The organism is Bosea sp. PAMC 26642 (genome assembly GCF_001562255.1).
Classification (GTDB): Bacteria; Pseudomonadota; Alphaproteobacteria; order Rhizobiales; family Beijerinckiaceae; genus Allobosea.
On sequence record NZ_CP014301.1, the window covers coordinates 1,313,071 to 1,330,851 of the forward strand.

Annotated in this window: 17 protein-coding genes; 5 read left to right on the plus strand and 12 right to left on the minus strand. The window is 63.9% G+C overall.

Features of this window, described 5'->3' with window-relative positions:
* Window positions 1-127: 127 nt before the first annotated feature.
* The 10 genes from AXW83_RS06135 to ilvD all read right to left on the minus strand — a co-directional run bounded on the left by AXW83_RS06135 (window position 128) and on the right by ilvD (window position 11,448).
* Window positions 128-1,069, minus strand: coding sequence for a hypothetical protein (locus AXW83_RS06135; RefSeq protein ID WP_066611529.1), 942 nt, complete (start codon window positions 1,067-1,069; stop codon window positions 128-130).
* A gap of 112 nt (window positions 1,070-1,181) precedes the next feature.
* Window positions 1,182-2,090, minus strand: a complete 909-nt coding sequence (locus AXW83_RS06140) for a hypothetical protein (protein ID WP_066611530.1) — start codon at window positions 2,088-2,090, stop codon at window positions 1,182-1,184.
* Window positions 2,091-2,184: 94 nt separating this feature from the next.
* On the minus strand, window positions 2,185-3,045 hold the full coding sequence (locus AXW83_RS06145) for a hypothetical protein (RefSeq protein WP_156639833.1): 861 nt from the start codon (window positions 3,043-3,045) through the stop codon (window positions 2,185-2,187).
* A gap of 132 nt (window positions 3,046-3,177) precedes the next feature.
* Window positions 3,178-4,380: an AAA family ATPase gene (locus AXW83_RS06150; protein ID WP_066611533.1), complete on the minus strand. Its 1,203-nt coding sequence runs from the start codon at window positions 4,378-4,380 to the stop codon at window positions 3,178-3,180.
* 585 nt (window positions 4,381-4,965) lie between these two features.
* On the minus strand, window positions 4,966-5,862 hold the full coding sequence (locus tag AXW83_RS06155) for a hypothetical protein (RefSeq protein WP_066611534.1): 897 nt from the start codon (window positions 5,860-5,862) through the stop codon (window positions 4,966-4,968).
* A 167-nt stretch (window positions 5,863-6,029) separates the two neighbouring features.
* A complete protein-coding gene (locus AXW83_RS06160) occupies window positions 6,030-7,451 on the minus strand; it encodes an exonuclease domain-containing protein (RefSeq protein WP_236841924.1) in 1,422 nt (473 codons plus the stop codon).
* A gap of 5 nt (window positions 7,452-7,456) precedes the next feature.
* Window positions 7,457-7,894 carry a hypothetical protein gene (locus tag AXW83_RS06165; protein WP_156639835.1) on the minus strand — a complete coding sequence of 146 codons (438 nt, stop codon included), beginning with the start codon at window positions 7,892-7,894 and terminating at the stop codon, window positions 7,457-7,459.
* Window positions 7,895-8,324: 430 nt separating this feature from the next.
* Window positions 8,325-8,642 (minus strand): Cif family virulence factor, encoded by a 318-nt coding sequence (locus AXW83_RS06170; RefSeq protein WP_066611537.1) that lies wholly within the window; start codon window positions 8,640-8,642, stop codon window positions 8,325-8,327.
* 59 nt (window positions 8,643-8,701) lie between these two features.
* A complete protein-coding gene (locus AXW83_RS06175; RefSeq protein ID WP_066619963.1) occupies window positions 8,702-9,412 on the minus strand; it encodes a DUF899 family protein in 711 nt (236 codons plus the stop codon).
* A 194-nt stretch (window positions 9,413-9,606) separates the two neighbouring features.
* Entirely contained in the window at window positions 9,607-11,448 is a 1,842-nt protein-coding gene (ilvD, locus tag AXW83_RS06180) for a dihydroxy-acid dehydratase (protein ID WP_066611543.1), read from the minus strand.
* 177 nt (window positions 11,449-11,625) lie between these two features.
* Between ilvD and AXW83_RS06185 the strand changes: the two genes are divergently transcribed.
* From AXW83_RS06185 to AXW83_RS26435, 5 genes are all read left to right on the plus strand, one after another.
* Complete coding sequence (locus tag AXW83_RS06185) at window positions 11,626-12,546, plus strand: LysR substrate-binding domain-containing protein (protein WP_066611545.1); 921 nt, start codon at window positions 11,626-11,628, stop codon at window positions 12,544-12,546.
* Between the two features lie 60 nt (window positions 12,547-12,606).
* Window positions 12,607-13,695, plus strand: coding sequence for a TRAP transporter substrate-binding protein (locus AXW83_RS06190; protein WP_066611550.1), 1,089 nt, complete (start codon window positions 12,607-12,609; stop codon window positions 13,693-13,695).
* A gap of 56 nt (window positions 13,696-13,751) precedes the next feature.
* The gene (locus AXW83_RS06195; RefSeq protein ID WP_066611553.1) at window positions 13,752-14,657 is read left to right on the plus strand and encodes a DMT family transporter; all 906 of its coding nucleotides are present in this window, start codon (window positions 13,752-13,754) and stop codon (window positions 14,655-14,657) included.
* 103 nt (window positions 14,658-14,760) lie between these two features.
* Window positions 14,761-15,234, plus strand: a complete 474-nt coding sequence (locus AXW83_RS06200) for a PCC domain-containing protein (RefSeq protein WP_236841835.1) — start codon at window positions 14,761-14,763, stop codon at window positions 15,232-15,234.
* Complete coding sequence (locus tag AXW83_RS26435; protein ID WP_082766978.1) at window positions 15,224-15,634, plus strand: PPC domain-containing DNA-binding protein; 411 nt, start codon at window positions 15,224-15,226, stop codon at window positions 15,632-15,634. Before AXW83_RS06200 ends, AXW83_RS26435 begins: the two co-directional genes overlap by 11 nt.
* 134 nt (window positions 15,635-15,768) lie before the next feature.
* Here the strand turns inward: AXW83_RS26435 and AXW83_RS06205 are convergent, their stop codons facing one another.
* Together AXW83_RS06205 and AXW83_RS06210 are read right to left on the minus strand one after the other, a co-directional pair.
* Complete coding sequence (locus AXW83_RS06205; protein ID WP_066611555.1) at window positions 15,769-16,473, minus strand: formylglycine-generating enzyme family protein; 705 nt, start codon at window positions 16,471-16,473, stop codon at window positions 15,769-15,771.
* Window positions 16,474-16,539: 66 nt separating this feature from the next.
* A complete protein-coding gene (locus AXW83_RS06210) occupies window positions 16,540-17,637 on the minus strand; it encodes an aldo/keto reductase (RefSeq protein WP_066611557.1) in 1,098 nt (365 codons plus the stop codon).
* Window positions 17,638-17,781: the final 144 nt, after the last annotated feature.

Genomic DNA, 17,781 nt, shown 5'->3' on the forward strand with positions numbered 1-17,781 from the left:
AGTCTGAACCCGAATGTGAAGATCGAGAAGTGCGCTGGTACCCTCTGGCGGCTTCTGAGCCGGCAGAGGGACTGAGTCTGATTTGGGCCAACTTGGGATTCCAACGCGCAGCAGCTCGAGAGCGGTTCTAAACGTTCCCGACCCACTGGCTGAGCTTGACCTCAACGAACAGCTGTGGCGAGCCGCGAGACACGGTTCCGGTGAAGGTGAATCCGTGCCGGATCGCCGCTTGGAGGTGCAGCGGATCGTCAGTCGTCGCGCGCCCGTTGACAAGTTCCTGCACCGCGAGCTTGGCGTCGCGATCGCCGGTCCCGCGCCGCGCTGGCCAGACCGCGATTTGGGCACAGGACAGATAGGCGGCGATAAGCGCACCTTCGGCCGCGAGCCGTGTCCGATGCATCGCCGGGCTAGGACGAAGCGCTTCCGCGAACAGACGATCGGCGGCAGCGAAATAGTCCCGCGCTTTCTCCAGCGCGGCCTTCATGTCGAGACCCTCCGCCGCGAAGGCAGCCAGCATGGGGAGCTGCTCGGGCGTATAGATCTCCCGCGTCGGCAAGCTCTCGATCTCCGCGTCGAGGTCGAACCCAGTGACGGGCCAGGGGTATAGGGCACTCTCCCGTTCCGAGACGTTGGGCTGCGGCGGCACCGCGAGCTGCCCCGGGCTGAAGGCAGCCTGTGCGATGCGCCCGCGGACGTAGTCGCCACTGCCTTGCCAATTGGCCAGCCACTCGCGGTTGGGCTGCATGGCGACCTTGGCGTCCACATCGTCCAGGTTACCGACAGGGAAGATCGCGACGATCATCGCATGCGCCCCGGCGATGGTGAGCAGGGCGATACGTTCGAGCGCGCCGATGCCGTCCTGGCTGACGCTCCAGCCGTAAGCATTGCGATGAGCCACGGCCTTGACGGCGGCATCGCGCAGATCCGGCCTCGACTGACGCAGCGCTACCATGTCAGCGATCGCGGGGTCGTCATGAAGCCGGGCGAGGAGTGCCATGATGGGATCGGCGTGCTCGTGGCTCTCGCGATCGTCCTGCGGGACCGCTTGGAACTCGAGTTTGTTGGTCATGAGAAAAAGTCCTGTTTTAGGGGTGACAACCAGTCGGCTGCATCTCCTCCCTCTCAAGACAAAGGGCGCCCCACAGCGGGACGCCCCTTGCTGTCGTGGCTATGACGGTCGTTCAGTCGAGCGGGTGCGCCGCGAGCATGTCGCGCAGGGACTCCCCCATCTTCGCGGCCAGCGTCAGCGTCGCGGCGAACTTCGGCGTCGGGTGCGGGATGACCTCGCCGGCGAGCCTCGACCAGCGCTCGATCTCGGTGTGGGCCGAAGCGACCGCAATGCGCAGGAGCGCGATCCGGGCCTGGAGCTCCGCGCCCTCGAGCGCCATGGCGATGTCGTCATGCTGCTGGCGCGCGAGGTCGCGCTCGACGAGCATCGCCGCAAGCCGCGCGGCCGCCCGAGCGTGAACGTCGACGTCGCGGTAGAGCGCCTCGAAGTCCGGGACCTGCACGACGAAGGCGCGCAGCGCTGCCGCGTCCTCGACGCTATGGGAGGTCGCCGGGCTCTGGTCCGAGGCCCCCTCGCGATAGCGCGCCACGGCATGGGCGAGCGCGTTCGTGGCGACCGCGCCGGCGGTGGTCGCAGAGAGGGTTTCGATCCCGAACGCGGCGCGGGCGAGCGGTTCGAGCGCCGGGTCATCGAGCTCCTGGACTGCCCGGATGAGAGCGAAGCCATGCTCACGCTGGGCGTGGCGGTCAGCCGGAGCTCGCGCCGGCAGCAGCGCGAGCGCGAGGGTCGCTTCTTCGTTCAGGATGGCGAGGGCATGCGGCGTCGCGACGTGATTGCGCACGAAGTAGGGAGCGGACACTTGCGCGAGTTCGATGAAGCGCTCGAGTTCCGCGGTGCGCTGGGTGCAGCGCGCCGCGATGGCGACCAGCGAGGGGCCGTTGCGGATGAATGCGGCATAGTCGCGGTCGGTCGGGTTCGAGAGGCTCATGGCGGCGAGTTCGCCGATGACGGGACGGATCGTGTCGTCGAAGGCGAGGTGGTGCAGGGAGATCGGGCTGGAATGGCTGCTGGCGGTGGTCATGTCTGTCTCTGGATCGATTGGGTGATCGCCCCTGGGGCGACGGATCAGGATGGGGACGAAGTGCCGGACGCGGCGAGCGCGCCCGGCGTGGCGATTAGGCCGCGACCGGCTGCGGGCCTGCGGATTGGTTGTGACGCCGCAGCGCGTGCTGGCTCGGGCTCGCCCAGCTCTGGCAGGCGACTGGGGCGATGCCGGTGACGTGCTGGAAGAGGATCTGTTCGATGATGGCGAGCAGGCGATCGGCGTCCTCGCCGCGCGGCCGGAAGAGATAGAGCTCGTCGGCGGGCGAGATCCGCGTCGCGCGCCCGAAGCGATAGACCGTCGCGCGCTGCAGATCCTGCGGCGCGAGGCCGAGCAGCGAGCAGTGCGCCGTTCCCGCTGGCGAGACGAGCCACCCGTTGAGGGAGGCGTTCTGCATGGCGGCGTGGAGCCGCTTGTCGAACGCGCGGGCCGAGAGGTCGTGCGGGAGAACGACCGAGATCGCGCGCGGCTGCAGCTCGACCGGCGCGCCGGCCTTGGGTGCCCGGGTTGGAAGGATCTGCTGCAGCATCCAGGCGTCGAAGCCGAGGTCGTTGACCGGCCCCGAGGACGTCTCGCGGTACGACCCGTAGCGGTCGGCGTTCATTGCCCTGAGACGATCGCGGGGATCGGCGCACTGGGTCGAGGACACTTTGTAGATCGGCAGCTGGAGATCTCGGGCGACGCCGAGGAGACCGGTGCGGACGCTCGGGTTCGCGTAGCTCTCGCCGCACGCTCCGACGTAGACGTTGACGACGTAGCCCGCCTGATAGGTTTCGGTGAAGCGGGGACGGGTGAACGCGTCCGCCGGCAGCGCGGCGATGCCATTGCCGCCGATGTGCTCCCAATCGGTCGGGTACCACTTCGTGACGGCGGCGGCGGAATGGGCGGGCTGGATCGGGCGGCCGATCCGGCCCGAGGTCTTCTTGTTCGACATGGTCTTGAGCTTTCTTTGCTTCTGGTCGTGCACAGGTCCCTGGGGGTTCTTTTCCCAGAGCTTGCGTCCTTTCGATTTCCCCTGGCTCGTCGACCTTGGGTCTCTTCAACGGGACCGGCTGATGTCGCTGGCCTAGGGACCCGCCCCGTCCCGTTCACCCCTCGCGGCGAGGAAGCCGATCGGCCGCGCCCGCACCGCTCCAGCGACAAGCGTCTCGGCCGCGACGATGTCGGCGATCGTCAGCCCGTCGCGCCCCTCAGCGGCCGCAAAGCCGAAGGCCAGGCGCAACAGCTTGCCGAGGCGGCGCGGATTGTGCCGTGCGGCCCGGCGCAGGACGTCCTCGGTGGGCATGGCGACGCCGCCGCGCAGTTCGGCGACGATGTTGGCGGCGATCAGCCCGGTGATGGCCAGAAGCGCCTCGTCACGCGGCTGGGCGATGGTGAACACCGTCAGGCGGTCGATGATGAAGTCCGGGAGTGCATCGACGTCATTGGCAGTGGCGATGAAGATCGCCGCCGACAGGTCGAAAGGCACGCGCACGAACTCGTCCAGGAGCGCGCGGCTGTTCTCGCCTTCGAGGACGGTCAGGAGCGTGTGGTATGGCTTCTCCGAGGAGTGGGTCGAGAGCTTATCGACTTCGTCGAGCAGGATGACGGGCTGCGCCGTCGATCCCATGGCCATGGCCTCGGTCAGCTGCCCCATGCGCGCTGCCTTCCACGACGTCGGGTGGCCGACGACCAGCGCCTGGGCGTCGCTGTTGGTGGCGCAACTGATCGCGTGGATCTCGGTCCCGAGCGCGCGGGCGATCTGCTGGCTTGCATGCGTCTTACCGGTGCCGGGAGGTCCGAGCAGCAGGATGGGCGGGACGAAGAGCGGCGTGCCCGTGCGCCGGGACAGGATCGTGGCGCGGATGACGAGGTCGATGACCGCCTCGAAGCCGGGGCAGAGGCGACGCGTCCGCGTCAGCGCGCTGACCATCGCGTCGGTACCGAACAGCAGGGGCCGGCGACCTTCTTGGGCATCGTTGTAGAGCGCGACCAGTCGGTCGAAACGGAGCTGGTCGGGCTCGCTGAAGCTCGGCAGGGGTGAGCCGAGATATTCCTCCCGATCGCCGTGCCAGCGGCGACCGATCATCAGCTCGATCTGCCGTAGGGCGACACCGTGGTCGTAGACGGGGACCGACGGGGCCGCGTCGACAACCGCCTCGGGGATCGGTGGCTCAGCCGGCAGCACCGGCGCCGCGGGCGGATCCTGCGCCGCGACTGTGAGGACCTCCTCGTCGGCCATCTCGGTGATGTAGCGTTCAGGCGAGCCCCTGCGGCGGCGAATGGTCATGTCTGGTCACGTCCCAAGTCCGCGGCGGGAACGTCCTGTCGCGGGGTGGCCGGTCCGGCCCTCCACGCGCGCGGCTCGAACGGAAACAGGCGACGCCTCGCGGCGCCGCCTGTCGCGTTTTCGAACGATGTTCGTTTTTCGAGCGGACTCCCGCCGAACGTTGTTCGCTGACCCTAGAACATTGTTCGGAGAGCAGATTTCGGTTTCGAACACCGTTCGGGCAGTCTGGATATGACCAGCCTAGCTCCATACGCAGAAGGCAGGATCCAGGGGCATGAATGTCCTAGCGCGACGCCATCGCGCTTCCACGGGCAAGCCCTCGTCTTCCCACGGGCCTGTGGACCAGACGCCGTAGGGACAGGCCAGGGAGACCGGCCTCGTTTGGCTTCCTCGGGCAAGCCCCGGCCTTCCCACGGGTTTTGTGGTGGGACGCCGCGGGGAGAGGCCAGGGAGTCCGTCCCTGTTTGGCTCCCACGGGCAAGCCCCGGCCTGCCCTGGCTTTTTGTGCTGGGACGCCGCTGGGGGAGGCCAGGGTCACGGTTGGTGTCTTCGAGGCCTCCCTGTTCGCGATGGCCAGCCATAGCGCTAGACGCGCGGCGGGTGGGCTGCGGCCATAACTCGGAGCCGATCGCCAACGGAGAGCGCCAGGATCAAGGTTGCCGCCACCTGCGGCGGCGCATCGTTGATCGCCGCGTAGACGTGATCGAGGGCGGCATCGCGGTCGGACAGGTGCGCGGCGAGAGCCAGTCTCGCAAGCGCAATGCGCTGCTGAAGGGTTGCCCCCTCAGCCGCCGCACCCGTCAGCCCCCTATCCTCCGGCGAGAGGTCGCGGCGACGCAGGCTCTTCCTGAAGCGGTCGGCCATCTCGCCATGATGCTGCGCCTCGCGAACCAGCGCGTCGATATCCGGCTGGGCCTCGAGATAGGCCAGCAGGGTGCCGTGCTCCTCCAGCCGGTGAATGGTGGCCGGGCTCTCGGCGCCCGTCCCCAGCAGACGGGCGATGTAGGAGAGAATGTCCGAAGTGACTTCTTCGGCGTCGATGTCGCCGAGCTCGAAGGCGATCTCGATCACCTCCCGAAGATCGTTGGTTTCCGGCTCCTCGAGCCGGTGCAACATGGCGTGGCCCTGCTCGCGGCGGGCATGCCGGTCTGCACCGCTCCGGGCCGGGATCAGCGCCACCGCGATGCTGGCAACAGAGTTGAGCCGAACGACAGCGTGGAGCTGGCCGACATGCCGGAAGAAGATGTCGGGATCGCTGCCGTCGGTCAGCGCGATGAAGCGCTCGTGCTCTTGGGCGTGCTGGAAAGCCCGCGTGGTCATCGCGACGATGGCCGGCGGATGGGAGAAGAATCCGGAATAGTCGCGCAGCGTCGGCGCGTTGAGCGACACGGCAGCGAGCTCGTCGATGACGGGACGCAGGGTCCTGTCGATCCTGAGGTCGCGCAGGGTCGCTGGCGCCCGCTCGCGATGGGATTTGGTCATGATGTGATCGTCCTGGAATGTCGGCCTGAGTTCCCCGGGGTGTGGTCCCCTTCGCCTCGCCACTTCCTCGTCTCGCCCCGCTCAGGCCGTTCCCGTGCCGCGTCATGAGAAAAGGACGCGGACCTCGCGGCCGCGCCCTTCCTGTCGTCATCATCTACGGAAGACCCTCAGGAGGCGGCCAAGACGGGTACTTCCTCCACCCCTTGCGGCAGCGCGTCGCGGCGCTGCAGGAGCCAGGCCCTGATCTCATCGAGCGCGGCCAGCAAGCCAGGTTCGATCGTCGCGGCCAGTTCGTCGCAGCGCGCCAACGCCTTGGGAAAAGTCAGCCATGGCACCTCGTCCTCGGTCGTGAGGCGGTGCTGCAGCCAGTCCCGGCCCCTGCGCCGAGCCTCGGGCGAGAGCGCCTCCGGCGCGTTCAGGAAGATCTGCCGAAGCGCCAGGCTGCGCAGCCGAGGGTCTCTGATGTGCCAGGCGGTGAAGTTCTCGCGGAACTTCCACTCGATCTCGTGGAAGCGCTGGCAAGCGGCGACATCGGCGTCCGAGACGAAGCCGCCCGAATAAAGCTGCGCTTCGGGCCAGGGCGATACCTCGCGATCGACGTACTGGTCCTTGAGCGCGAGGGCGAGCTGACGAAGGAATGTCGGGTGCGCCCACAGCGCCCGGGCCCGATCGCGATAGACATGATCGGGTTCGGGATCGACCAGGGCATGGGCGGCCTGGTGCCATGCGAACAGGATGGGCATGGCGTTCGTCTTCACCTGTCGCACCGGTGACCGGCTCGACCGGATCCGGACGAGCAGGTCCGGGGCGGCCAGGTCGATGAACCCGGCGGGGTCCTGGCTGAGGTCGATGCAGACCCGGGCGTTGGGATTGGTTGGCGAACCGATCGTGGGCAGCACCGGCGTCAGGCGCGAAGTTCCACCAAGGATCAGCGGCTCTCCCGGTTCCATCAGGGCGATCGGGCCTGATTTCTTGGCGTGACCCAGCATCGTCGCCATTGTCATCGGCGCCTGGTCGAGCAACAGCATGAACAGCTCGCGGGTCGCCCTGACGTCGGCGAGCGCGTCATGGGCGTCGTCCTCGCTGAGCGCTATTCCATTCGCCCTGCACACCGCGCCGAGCTTGAGCACGGCCTTGCCGGCGGCGTCGCGCGGGATCATGACGGCCTCCGGTTCGACCATCACGATCGCGCGCAGGCTCGTCAGCACGTCTAATCGGCCGTGACCGGTCATCGAGGCTGCGTAGGGCGGCAGCAGTGTCTGGAAGAACGACTGCCGAACCATCTCGTCGTCGAACCGAATATTATTGTAGCCGACTAACATAGTTGGCTTACAGTCGGCGAGGATCCGGGCGATCTGCGCCATCATCTCGAGATGGCTTAGCGGCTGGTTTTCCAGCATCGCCGGCGTGACACCGGTGATTAGCAGCGCATCCGGCGACGGCACGACATGCACGGGCAAGCGGCAGCGCAGCGTCAGCTCGCGTTGGACGCGGTGATCTGCGTCGGCTTGTACGAACGCCGCCTGCAGCGGCATATCGACGCAGGGACCGAGTCCGGACGCCTCCAGATCAAAGTAGAGAAATGCCATGGCGATCACTGCGTCCGGCCGAAGGGCTGGTCGAGCGGCATGAGCACCATGTTCAGGCGCTCCGCATCGGCCTTCATCGCCGCCTCGATCATGATGACGGCGTGCGAGCGTGCGACCTCGCCCTTGAGCTGGCCCATGGCCTCATAGGCGTGCACCTTGAGGGCCAGCACGTCGCGCAGCGTCGTGGGCGCCTCAGCCATCAGCAGCGCCATCCGGCGCGCCGCGATCCTCGCGCCCTCGGCCAGCTGCTGGCCGTTGAGGCCATGGTCGCTGAAGACGCGCTCGGGCGCCTCGCCCAACAGCATCGCATGCGCATGGGCGGTTTCCCATTTGAGGAAGAGGGCATCGGCACTCTGCGGGGACGCATAGGCCCTCGCGTACAACCTCATCTCGCTATCCTCCGGCAGCGCTTCGTCGCCGCCGGCAAAATTCTTGGTCGTCATGTTGTTCGTCCATAGGAGCGCGGGCCCGGGGGCCCGCTCCATGGGCACTTTTCTCCGGGGGTCACCCCTAATGGGTTCCGTTTCCCGACTTGTTCGCTCTCTTCTGCGGAGCGCCGGCAGGGTTGTATCTCTGCACGGCCATCGAAGCGGTCTGATCCTAAAGTGATCCAACGGGCAATTGTGGCCCATAGCAGGCGCTCGAAATGTCTGCTTTTTGGTAGGATGACTCGTGGAATCAGGTCATTGCGAATCCTGACTGGCTTCGACGATCCCCATCCGCTCCCGAGGCGTCTCTTGATCTTGGGGGCGTCAACAGACCTTTTGACCGGCTTCGAGCCGACCGGTTGATCCCTGTAGTTCCGCCGGGGTTTGGCAGCATCCATGTGTTGTTATAAACGGAGGGGGCATGGTGCCGGTAGAAGCGAAAGGCTCAAAGTGATGCTAGTGGACGATGCGCCATTTGCCGTCGACGCCTCGGAACCCCAGCGTCGTCCGAACCATATTTCGACATCAACGCCATCCTTGCGCTTGCCGGTGAATGGCCGAGCGAATGGGTAAAGGCGACGGCGCCAGAGGCGGCGACAGTCACGTCGCGATCCTCCCAACGCGGCGGCGCTTCGTAGAGGACGAGCCAGCCCGTGGTCCCCTCGCGCACCGAGGCTTTGCCGCCGCTGTGCAGCAGACCGAACATGTCAAACACGGTGATGTCCTCAGCGATCGACGAGACGATTGTTTCGACATCACCCATCGCGACTGCGTCTCCGCGCGCCGCGATTAAGGCGCGTATCGCACCTTTTTCCGTAGCGCTTACGATCCATACTCCAACTTGGGATACCAGTCGGTTCCGCGACCCCCGGGCGTCAAATCGAGAATCGACCATAGCGACGCGATGTCCGGCGCGTCGCGCGGGTCCTGACCAGGGTCCGCAAGCTCCATCGACATTTCGCTGGCCCAGAACAGCCGCACCTTGCCGCCATCGCGCCTGAACACGACTAGCGCGGGGTTTTCGGTGCCATCGTCGTTGAGCAGTTTTAGGTCGCTGGCATAGTCATCGCCGATCGTTTGGACAAAATCGAGGTGCTCCCAGCCGCGCTCGAAGGCGAAACGAAGCTGCCGCTCGACCGGACTACGGCCAAGGATCTTTAGTGCTACTCGCTGCTTGATGTCGGCGGCGTTGCCGTTCACCGCGCCCAGCCAGTTCGTGCACATCGGGCAAGGCCGCTCTCGCTTGGGGCCATACATCCAGAAATAGGTCACGAGCGCATCATGATCGCCGAACAGGTCGATCAGACCGATGTCATTGCCGTTCCCGTCCTTGAAGCGATAGTCTTTTTCGATAACAGGGCCTGGAGGAAGCGCACGGCGCTGCTCGCTCAAGCGGGTCATGTCACGGCGGAATTTGATTTCGTCGGCAAGCAACGCCTGGCGCGCGTTGCGATACGCATCGCTTTCGCCGGGGAAAGGCGTACGGCCCTTTTTCGCCAGGTCTTTCGGGTTGGCAGCTGCCTCGGTGGCCATGGCGTGTTCCTTCAGTGTTCGGTCGAGCGCTTCGTAGAACCCCATTAGAAACGCCGACTGGGTTTTTCAAAGAACGCGAGGTTACGTAATGCTATCCGTTCGTTCGGGCCGACTGTATCTATTCACGACAATTCCACAGTCATATCTCTGCGTACCATCTTCTTTGCGCGTTTGAGTTCGGGTGACGGCAACCTTTAGGACGTGACGCGCACCGCGCCCCTGGCCGCGCTCGTCGCGAAAGCGGCATAGGCCTTCAGCGCGGTGGTTACCTTGCGCTTGCGCGCAACCGCCGGCTTCCAGCCGTACTTGCCCGTTGCGTCCATGGCGGCCCGACGGCGTGCGAGTTCCTCGTCTCCGACATAGAGCACGATGCTGCGGCCGGGGATGTCGATCGCAATCATGTCGCCGGGCTCGACGAGGCCGATCGCGCCGCCCTCAGCCGCTTCCGGCGAGACATGGCCGATCGAGAGTCCCGACGAGCCGCCAGAAAAGCGCCCGTCGGTGATCAGCGCGCAGGCCTTGCCGAGCCCTTTCGACTTCAGATAGCTCGTCGGATAGAGCATCTCCTGCATGCCCGGCCCGCCTCGCGGCCCCTCATAGCGGATCACCACGACGTCGCCGACCTTGACCTTGCCGTTGAGGATGCCGTCTACCGCCGCGTCCTGGCTCTCGAAGATCACAGCGGGGCCGGAGAAGGTCAGGATAGACGAATCGACGCCCGCCGTTTTCACGATGCAGCCGTCGAGCGCGAGATTACCGTAGAGCACGGCGAGCCCGCCATCCTGCGAATGGGCATGGGCCCTGTCGCGGATCACGCCACCGCTGCGGTCGAGGTCGAGCTCCTCGTAGCGCCGCTCCTGGCTGAAGGCGACCTGCGTCGGCACGCCGCCGGGCGCGGCGCTATAGAAGGAGCGCACGCTCTCGCTCGTCGTCTGCGCCACGTCCCAGCGCTCCAGCGCCTCGGCTATGCTCGTCGCATGCACGGTCGGCAGCGAGCTGTCGATCAGGCCGGCGCGGTCGAGTTCGCCCAGGATCGCCATGATGCCGCCAGCGCGATGGATGTCCTCCATATGGACGTTGGCGACCGAGGGCGCGACCTTGCACAAAACCGGCACCTGCCGCGACAGCCGGTCGATGTCGGCCATGCTGAACGCGCATTCGGCTTCGTGCGCCGCCGCCAGCAGATGCAGCACCGTATTGGTTGAGCCGCCCATGGCGATGTCGAGCGTCATCGCGTTCTCGAAGGCCTTGAAGCTCGCGACATTGCGCGGCAGCACGCTGGCATCGTCCTGCTCGTAATGGCGCCGGGTGATGTCGACGATCAGATGCCCGGCCTCGACGAAGAGGCGCTTGCGGTCGGCATGGGTCGCCAGCACCGAGCCGTTGCCCGGCAGCGCCAGGCCCAGCGCCTCGGTCAGGCAATTCATCGAATTGGCGGTGAACATGCCCGAGCAGGAGCCGCAGGTCGGGCAGGCCGAGCGCTCGATCGCCTCGACCTCGGCGTCGGAGTACGTGCTGTCCGCGGCGGCGACCATGGCGTCGACGAGGTCGACTTTTTTGAGCACGCCCTCGGCGATGTACTTTCCGGCCTCCATAGGCCCGCCGGAGACGAAGACGGTGGGAATGTTGAGGCGCATCGAGGCCATCAGCATGCCGGGCGTGATCTTGTCGCAGTTCGAGATGCAGACCATCGCATCGGCGCAATGGGCGTTGACCATGTATTCGACGCTGTCGGCGATCAGTTCGCGCGAGGGCAGGCTGTAGAGCATCCCGTCATGGCCCATGGCGATGCCGTCATCGACCGCGATGGTGTTGAACTCCTTGGCGACGCCGCCGGCCTTTTCGATCTCGCGCGCCACCAGCTGGCCGAGGTCCTTGAGATGGACATGGCCGGGCACGAACTGCGTGAAGGAGTTCACGACTGCTATGATCGGCTTGCCGAAGTCCGAATCCTTCATGCCGGTGGCGCGCCAGAGGCCGCGCGCGCCGGCCATATTGCGGCCATGGGTGGTGGTGCGGGAGCGATAGGCGGGCATGATGATCTCGGCGGAGCGGTTGAGGTGCAGACTCTCGACAAGCTAAGCTCCAAGGTCTGCCGGCCATAATGCGATTTTCCGTTCGGCCGCATCGACGAATTTCATCTTAGATGTCGAAATTCTGGAAGTTGGCCGGTCTATAGAGCAACAGGCTGCAACTGCGCGGAGAGACCGTCCATGCTGCGCAACATCGACATCGATCTACTGCGTTGCTTCGTCACCATCGCAGACCTGCGCAGCTTCACCCGTGCCGCCACCGCCCTGTTTCGCAGCCAGTCCACGATCAGCACCCAGGTCCGGCGGCTTGAGGAACTAGCAGGTCAAAGCCTCCTGCAGCGATCGCCACATGAAGTTGCGTTGACCCGCGCCGGCGAAGATTTCCTTGGATATGCGCGCCGGATCGTTTCGCTTCATGATGAAGCTTTGGACGTGATCAACGCCCAAAGCGTCAGCGGATCGGTTCGGCTGGCCGTCATGGACGACTATGCGACGATTGTGCTTCCGCAAACGCTGGCACGTTTCGTTCGCTCGCATCCCGGCGTCGAACTCGAAGTCACCACCGGGTTCACGCGCGACCTGCTGAACGATCTCGGCGGAGCGTTCGACGTCGTTCTGGCGACGCAAAAGGCGGGTGACGGCCGTGGTCAGGTTCTGCGCACTGAACAGACGTCCTGGGCCTGCTCCGACGGTCGGGAGTCTTTCGAGATGGATCGCGTCCCGCTCGCTTTGCTCAAAGCCCCCAACATGTACCGTGAATGGGCCCTTGAGGCGCTGACGGCTGCCGGGCGATCCTGGCGCGTTCTGTTCAGCAGTTCGAGCATCAGCGCGGTCGAAGCCATGGCGGTGTCTGGCGCGGCGGTGACTGTCGTCAAGGCGGGGACCGCACGTCCCGGCTTGCGGCTGATCGGCGCCGACATGGGCCTCCCGCCGTTACCACCCTCCGAGATCGCGCTCCATCTTGCGCCGGGCAGGCCAAGTCCTGCAATCCGCGCCTTCCATGATCATTTGTGCGCCGCGCTGGCATTGCCCTATGGCAACGATGTCGCCATCGACGAGTCCGATCTTCAGCATCGGCCGAATTCATTTCCTGGACCCTGAGAGGCTTCCTAACCTCCCCGCACGCGGCCGGTACAAGGCCGACTATAGGGGAGAATCTGCATGGACCGTCGTGCGCTCATCTCGACTGCTGGGCTGGCCGCCGCCGCGGCAACCGCCATGGCGTCGCCCGCCATAGCGCAGTCGCAGCCTACGATCCGCTGGCGCCTGCAATCGAGCTTTCCGAAATCGCTCGATGCGATCTACGGCGCCGGCGAGGTGTTTGCGAGAGCGGTCGCCGAACTGACCGATGGTCGCTTCCAGATCCAGGTCTTTGCCGCGGGAGAGATCATCCCGCCGCTTCAAGTTCTTGATAGCGTTTCGATCAGTACGGTCGAGGCCTGCCATACGAGCTCGTTCTTTTTTGTCGGGAAGAACGAGGCCTTCACCTTCGGCACCGCCGTTCCTTACGGACTGAACACCCGGCAGCAAAACGCCTGGATGTACCAGGGCGGCGGCATAGAGCTGATGAACAACCTCTATCGCAAGAGTAACGTCTACGGATTGCCATGCGGCAACACCGGCGCCCAGATGGGCGGCTGGTTTCGCAAGGAAATCAACACCCCCGACGACCTCAAGGGGCTGAAATTCCGCATCGCCGGACTGGCCGGTCAGGTCATGTTGAAGCTCGGTGTGGTGCCGCAGCAAATTGCAGGCGGCGACATCTATCCGGCCTTGGAACGAGGAACGATCGACGGCGCCGAATGGATCGGCCCCTATGACGACGAGAAGCTCGGCTTTGCGAAGGTCGCGCCATATTATTACTACCCGGCCTTCTGGGAAGGCGGGGCCATGATCCACCTGTTCGTCAATCTCGATCGCTGGAACGAACTGCCCCCGTCCTACAAGGCAGCTATTCGTGCGGCCAGCGCCGAGGCAAACCACTATATGGTCGCTCGCTACGACGCGCAAAATCCGGCCGCCCTGAAACGGCTCGTCGCCGGAGGCGCTCAGTTAAAGGCCTTCTCCCGCGAAATCCTCGATGCCGGTCATACCGCGACACAACAAGTCCTCGACGAGATCGCGTCGCGAAACCCTGATTTCAATGCGATCTACGAACCGTGGAAAGCGTTTCGAGACGATGCTCGTCTCTGGTTCAGGGTCGCGGAATACGGGTTCGACTATTATACGCTGAGCCGCACCGGGCGATGAGATCCGAGCCGATGTCCGTAAACGATCCCCTCTTCTCCAAATCTGTGAACTAGGCGATGGAGCTGCTCGGCCTGTTGTCGGCCGTACTATCGAGCGCGCTGGGGGGGACGGCCGTCGTCACAACCCGGTTTCTGGCGCCGGTACTCGACCCGATCACGATGGGTGCGGTTCGGTTTGCCGGAGGGTTTGTGGTCCTGGCAATCGTCGCGTGGGCACTGCGAGAGCGGCTGCCGTCACGATCGGAGTGGCCGGGCGTCATCGCGTTGGGAGGGCTGTTCTTCGCGCTTTTTCCCGTGCTGTTCAATGCTTCGCTGATCTACACGACGTCCGCGCGGGGAGCGCTCGCATTGTCGACCCTCCCACTTCTGACGATGGCCGCAGGGGCAATTTTTGGGATCGAGCGAGCCACGCGACGCAAGATTGCCGGCGTTCTCATCGCTATGATCGGGCTGTCGGCCGCACTGGCATCAAACCTTGCCAACGCCCCGGAAGGAGCATGGCGCGGTGACATGCTGATGATAGCCGCCGCTGTCTGCATGGCGCTCTATAATGTCTGGTCGCGACCCTTCATCGCGCGATGTGGCGCCCTGTCATTCGCAGCCTGCGGCATGATGGTGGGAGCAATCGTCCTTAGCACGATTTCCATCGTTTCTGGCCGCGCGGGAGATGTGTTTCTGCTCGATCGACAAGCGATGATCGCGGCTGGCTACCTCGCTCTGGTCTGCGGGGCCTTGATATTCTTTCTGTGGGCATTTGCTCTCGGAAAGACGTCGCCAACTCTTGTCGCCATTTCTGTTGCCGTTAATCCAGTCACAGCCGCGATCTTTGGCGTGATCGTTCTCGGTGAAAAGGTCGAGAGCAGTCTAATATTCGGCCTTTCGCTTATAATCCTAGGCATATCGATTGCGTCGTACCGTCAGAATTCCGAATTTCCAACACCAGCTTCCAGTGTACAAAAATAGTGTCTGAGAGGGAATCGTTGTGATTTCAGCTATTCGAAGCTTGTACCCACGACCTCGCACGCTGGTCCATCCAGGGCGCTACGATCCCGTCCGCATCCACAGCATGAGCGCGCCTGTAGCCCGGCACTACCGGCTCGCGCTGCAGCCTGGGCTGAGCTTGTTTGAAGCGTTGGTCATGCCGCTGAAATTGGCCGGCGTTCGCAGTGCGTTCATGACAATCCTGGCTGGATCATTCAAACGCCTGAAGTACTGCGTTGCGCCGCCTGACCCCGAGCGCCGCTCCATCGTCGCCTATTCGCAACCGCGCGAGGCGGGCGAATCCTACCTCCTGTTCGGTAACGCTACGCTGGGCCTCGGCATGGATGGCAAGCCTTTAATCCACTGCCACGGCGCCATTCAGACTGAGTCAGGGGCGGTTTGCGGCGGTCACATCATTCCGGAAAGCGCGGTCGTTGGCGCATTCCCCATACCCGCGCTGGCGACCGCGTTCGACACCTTCGTACTGCAGCAAGCCTTGGATACCGAGACGAACATGCTCCTTCTACGGCCAACAACGGAGAAGACTCATGATCAGTGATACCGTTATCGAAGCTGGCACAATGGGCCGCGTGGCGTACGCCCGGGTCGCGCCAAACGAAGACCTCATGTTGGGCATCCAAAAGCTGTGCCTGGAGGTGGGATTTCGCAACGCGTTCGTTCGAGGTGCTCTTGGCAGCCTCGTCGATGCATCACTATGTGCGCAAAATGGTATGAATATGCATGTCAGCGGACCGGCAGTTGAAGTGGTCAGCTTCGCGGGTGAAGTACGCTCTCGACCCAATGGTACGCTCGCAGCGGAGCTGTCGGGCGTCGTGGCCGACCCTGATGGCAGGGTATACGGCGGCGCATTCGTTGCCGGAGGAAATCCTGTTTGCGTTACATTTGAGGTGATATTGGAGGAGTGGCTGCCACATGCTCCTCGAAAAGTATCAAAATAGTAGTCTCAGGACAGGGCTCGGCTCCTCGCGGCCACGACGAGGATCTGATGGCTCTGGATCTACGCGGCACATGCCTGATCGGAATCGATCGTGCAAAATCAGACAAGTCGAAGAGTAGCGGTGCATGCTCACCTTCAGACATCATACGCACAGCGAAAACCGACGTAGAGTGCGAAGAAGGAGGCGCTCTTCCATTGTGCACCCTCGGCGCGAGTATTCTCTGCGCCGTACCACCATGAGCCCCCGGCGGTCAGCGCTTCATCGCCGCGCCGGTCAGCAAGCCATTCCCAGACATTCGCCCCCATCTCGTGAAGGCCGTTGACGCCGCGTTTGGTGGTTCCGATTGCGACATGCCGTTGACGAGAATTGTTCATCCCCGCGGGGCTGTCGCCTACCGGATAGGCGTAAGTTCTCCCGGTTATGAAATCGTCGGTCGGGCTCGTGCGGGTCTCAGTGTAAGCTGCAAGCCGCCATTCCGCGAATGTGGGCAGACGGCCGCCGGCGTGTTCGCAATAGGCGCGAGCCTCCGTCCAGGAGATGTGCACTGCCGGTTCATGGTCCGAACCCGGCTGACCCGAGGGCGCGGCGTAGGTCCAGCCCTTGCGCCTCGTCCAGCCCGCTGCGAACTCATATCCGCCGCCCTCACGCTCGGCCGCTGTCTGCAAAGCACGCCCAGCAGCGAAGGCCCGGAACTGGCCGATGCTAACTTCGAACCTGTCGATGGCAAAATTGCCGATGGAAATGCGATCGCTGCCCTGAGACCCTTCAGCTTCGACCGACATTGTAAGGAGCAGTAAGGATGCGACCGACGCCAGGCCTGCTTTGGAGTATGAGAGCATCGGTCGCCTCCGATTGTTCGCCAAGGAGACAGGCACCATCACCGGACGGAGCCTGGAGGGTAGCGTTTAGCTCAAGCGCTGGCGCAATTGTGCCTGAGAACGTCGAATTACGCCTTGATACTGGCTCTGCTTGTCCGGGTACCATGGCAGCGAGGCGACGGAGTTGAAGCCGGACATTCCTTCCATATGTCGCACCATGCGCTGGCGCATCGCCTGGTCGGGCAACGGTCCGCGCAAGGTCGCAACGTTCTCGATGGCGTGAGCCGGATTGGACGTTCCGGTCAGCACCGTCGTTACGGCGGGATTCGACATGACCCATTTGATGAAGAACTGCGCCCATGTGGCAGCGCCGAATTCCTTGGCAAAATCCGGCAACGGCTGGTTGCCGACGATCTTGTGCAGACGACCCTTTTCAAGCGCCATGTTGATGAAGACGCCCGATCCCTTGTCGGCCGCCGCCTTCAGCAGGCGCTCCTCCGCGCCTCGATTGAAAATCGAATAGTTGACCTGCACGAAATCGAGCTGGTTGCGTTCGAGAAGGTCGGTCAGGATCGGATGATAGGTATTTTCGTGATGCGACGCGCCGACGAAGCGGATGCGACCCTCTTTCTTCCAAGCCCTCATAATGGGCAACGCCACATCGACGTTGACTAGGCTGTGGCAGAACATCAGGTCCAGCTTGGCCCGCCAGAGGCGCAAAAGCGATTGATCGAGGCTCCTTTGCGCATGGCTCTCGTCAGCCAGGAAATCGCCGGTTGACCAGATTTTGTTGCTGATGAAGAGTCGGTCCGTCACCCCCATCGCGCTCAAAAAGCCTCCGACCGAGACTTCGCCGGTCCCATAAAGCGGCGAAGTGTCAACGACGCCAACCCCGGCGGCGATGTAGGTCTTCGTGATATCGCGCAGGTGGTCCCGGATCGCGCCTGGCAGAAGGTCGAAGGTCAGGAACGTGCCGAGACCGAGGGCACTCAATGTCTCGCTCGTGCGCCCGATGGTCCGTGTGACCATAGGGCGACCGTCGGACGGCGCATTGACCTGCGCCTGCGCTGTCTGCACTCCGCTCAGCGCCGCGCCCGTCGCCGCAGCAGCGCCAGCTAAACCAACCGCGCCAAGAAGCGTTCTACGGTCGGTTCCGAGGGCAATGATTCGGGGTTTATCGCTCACTGTCTTCTCCACCGTCTGTCGTTGAACTTCCGGGTAGAGAAGTGAAGCTCAATCTGTCTTCTGTCGCCTCAAATCCTGCCACGAACAATCGAATCCGGACAAAACGCATGGGCTCTTGAAAATTCTGGGCCTTCCACCATTCTG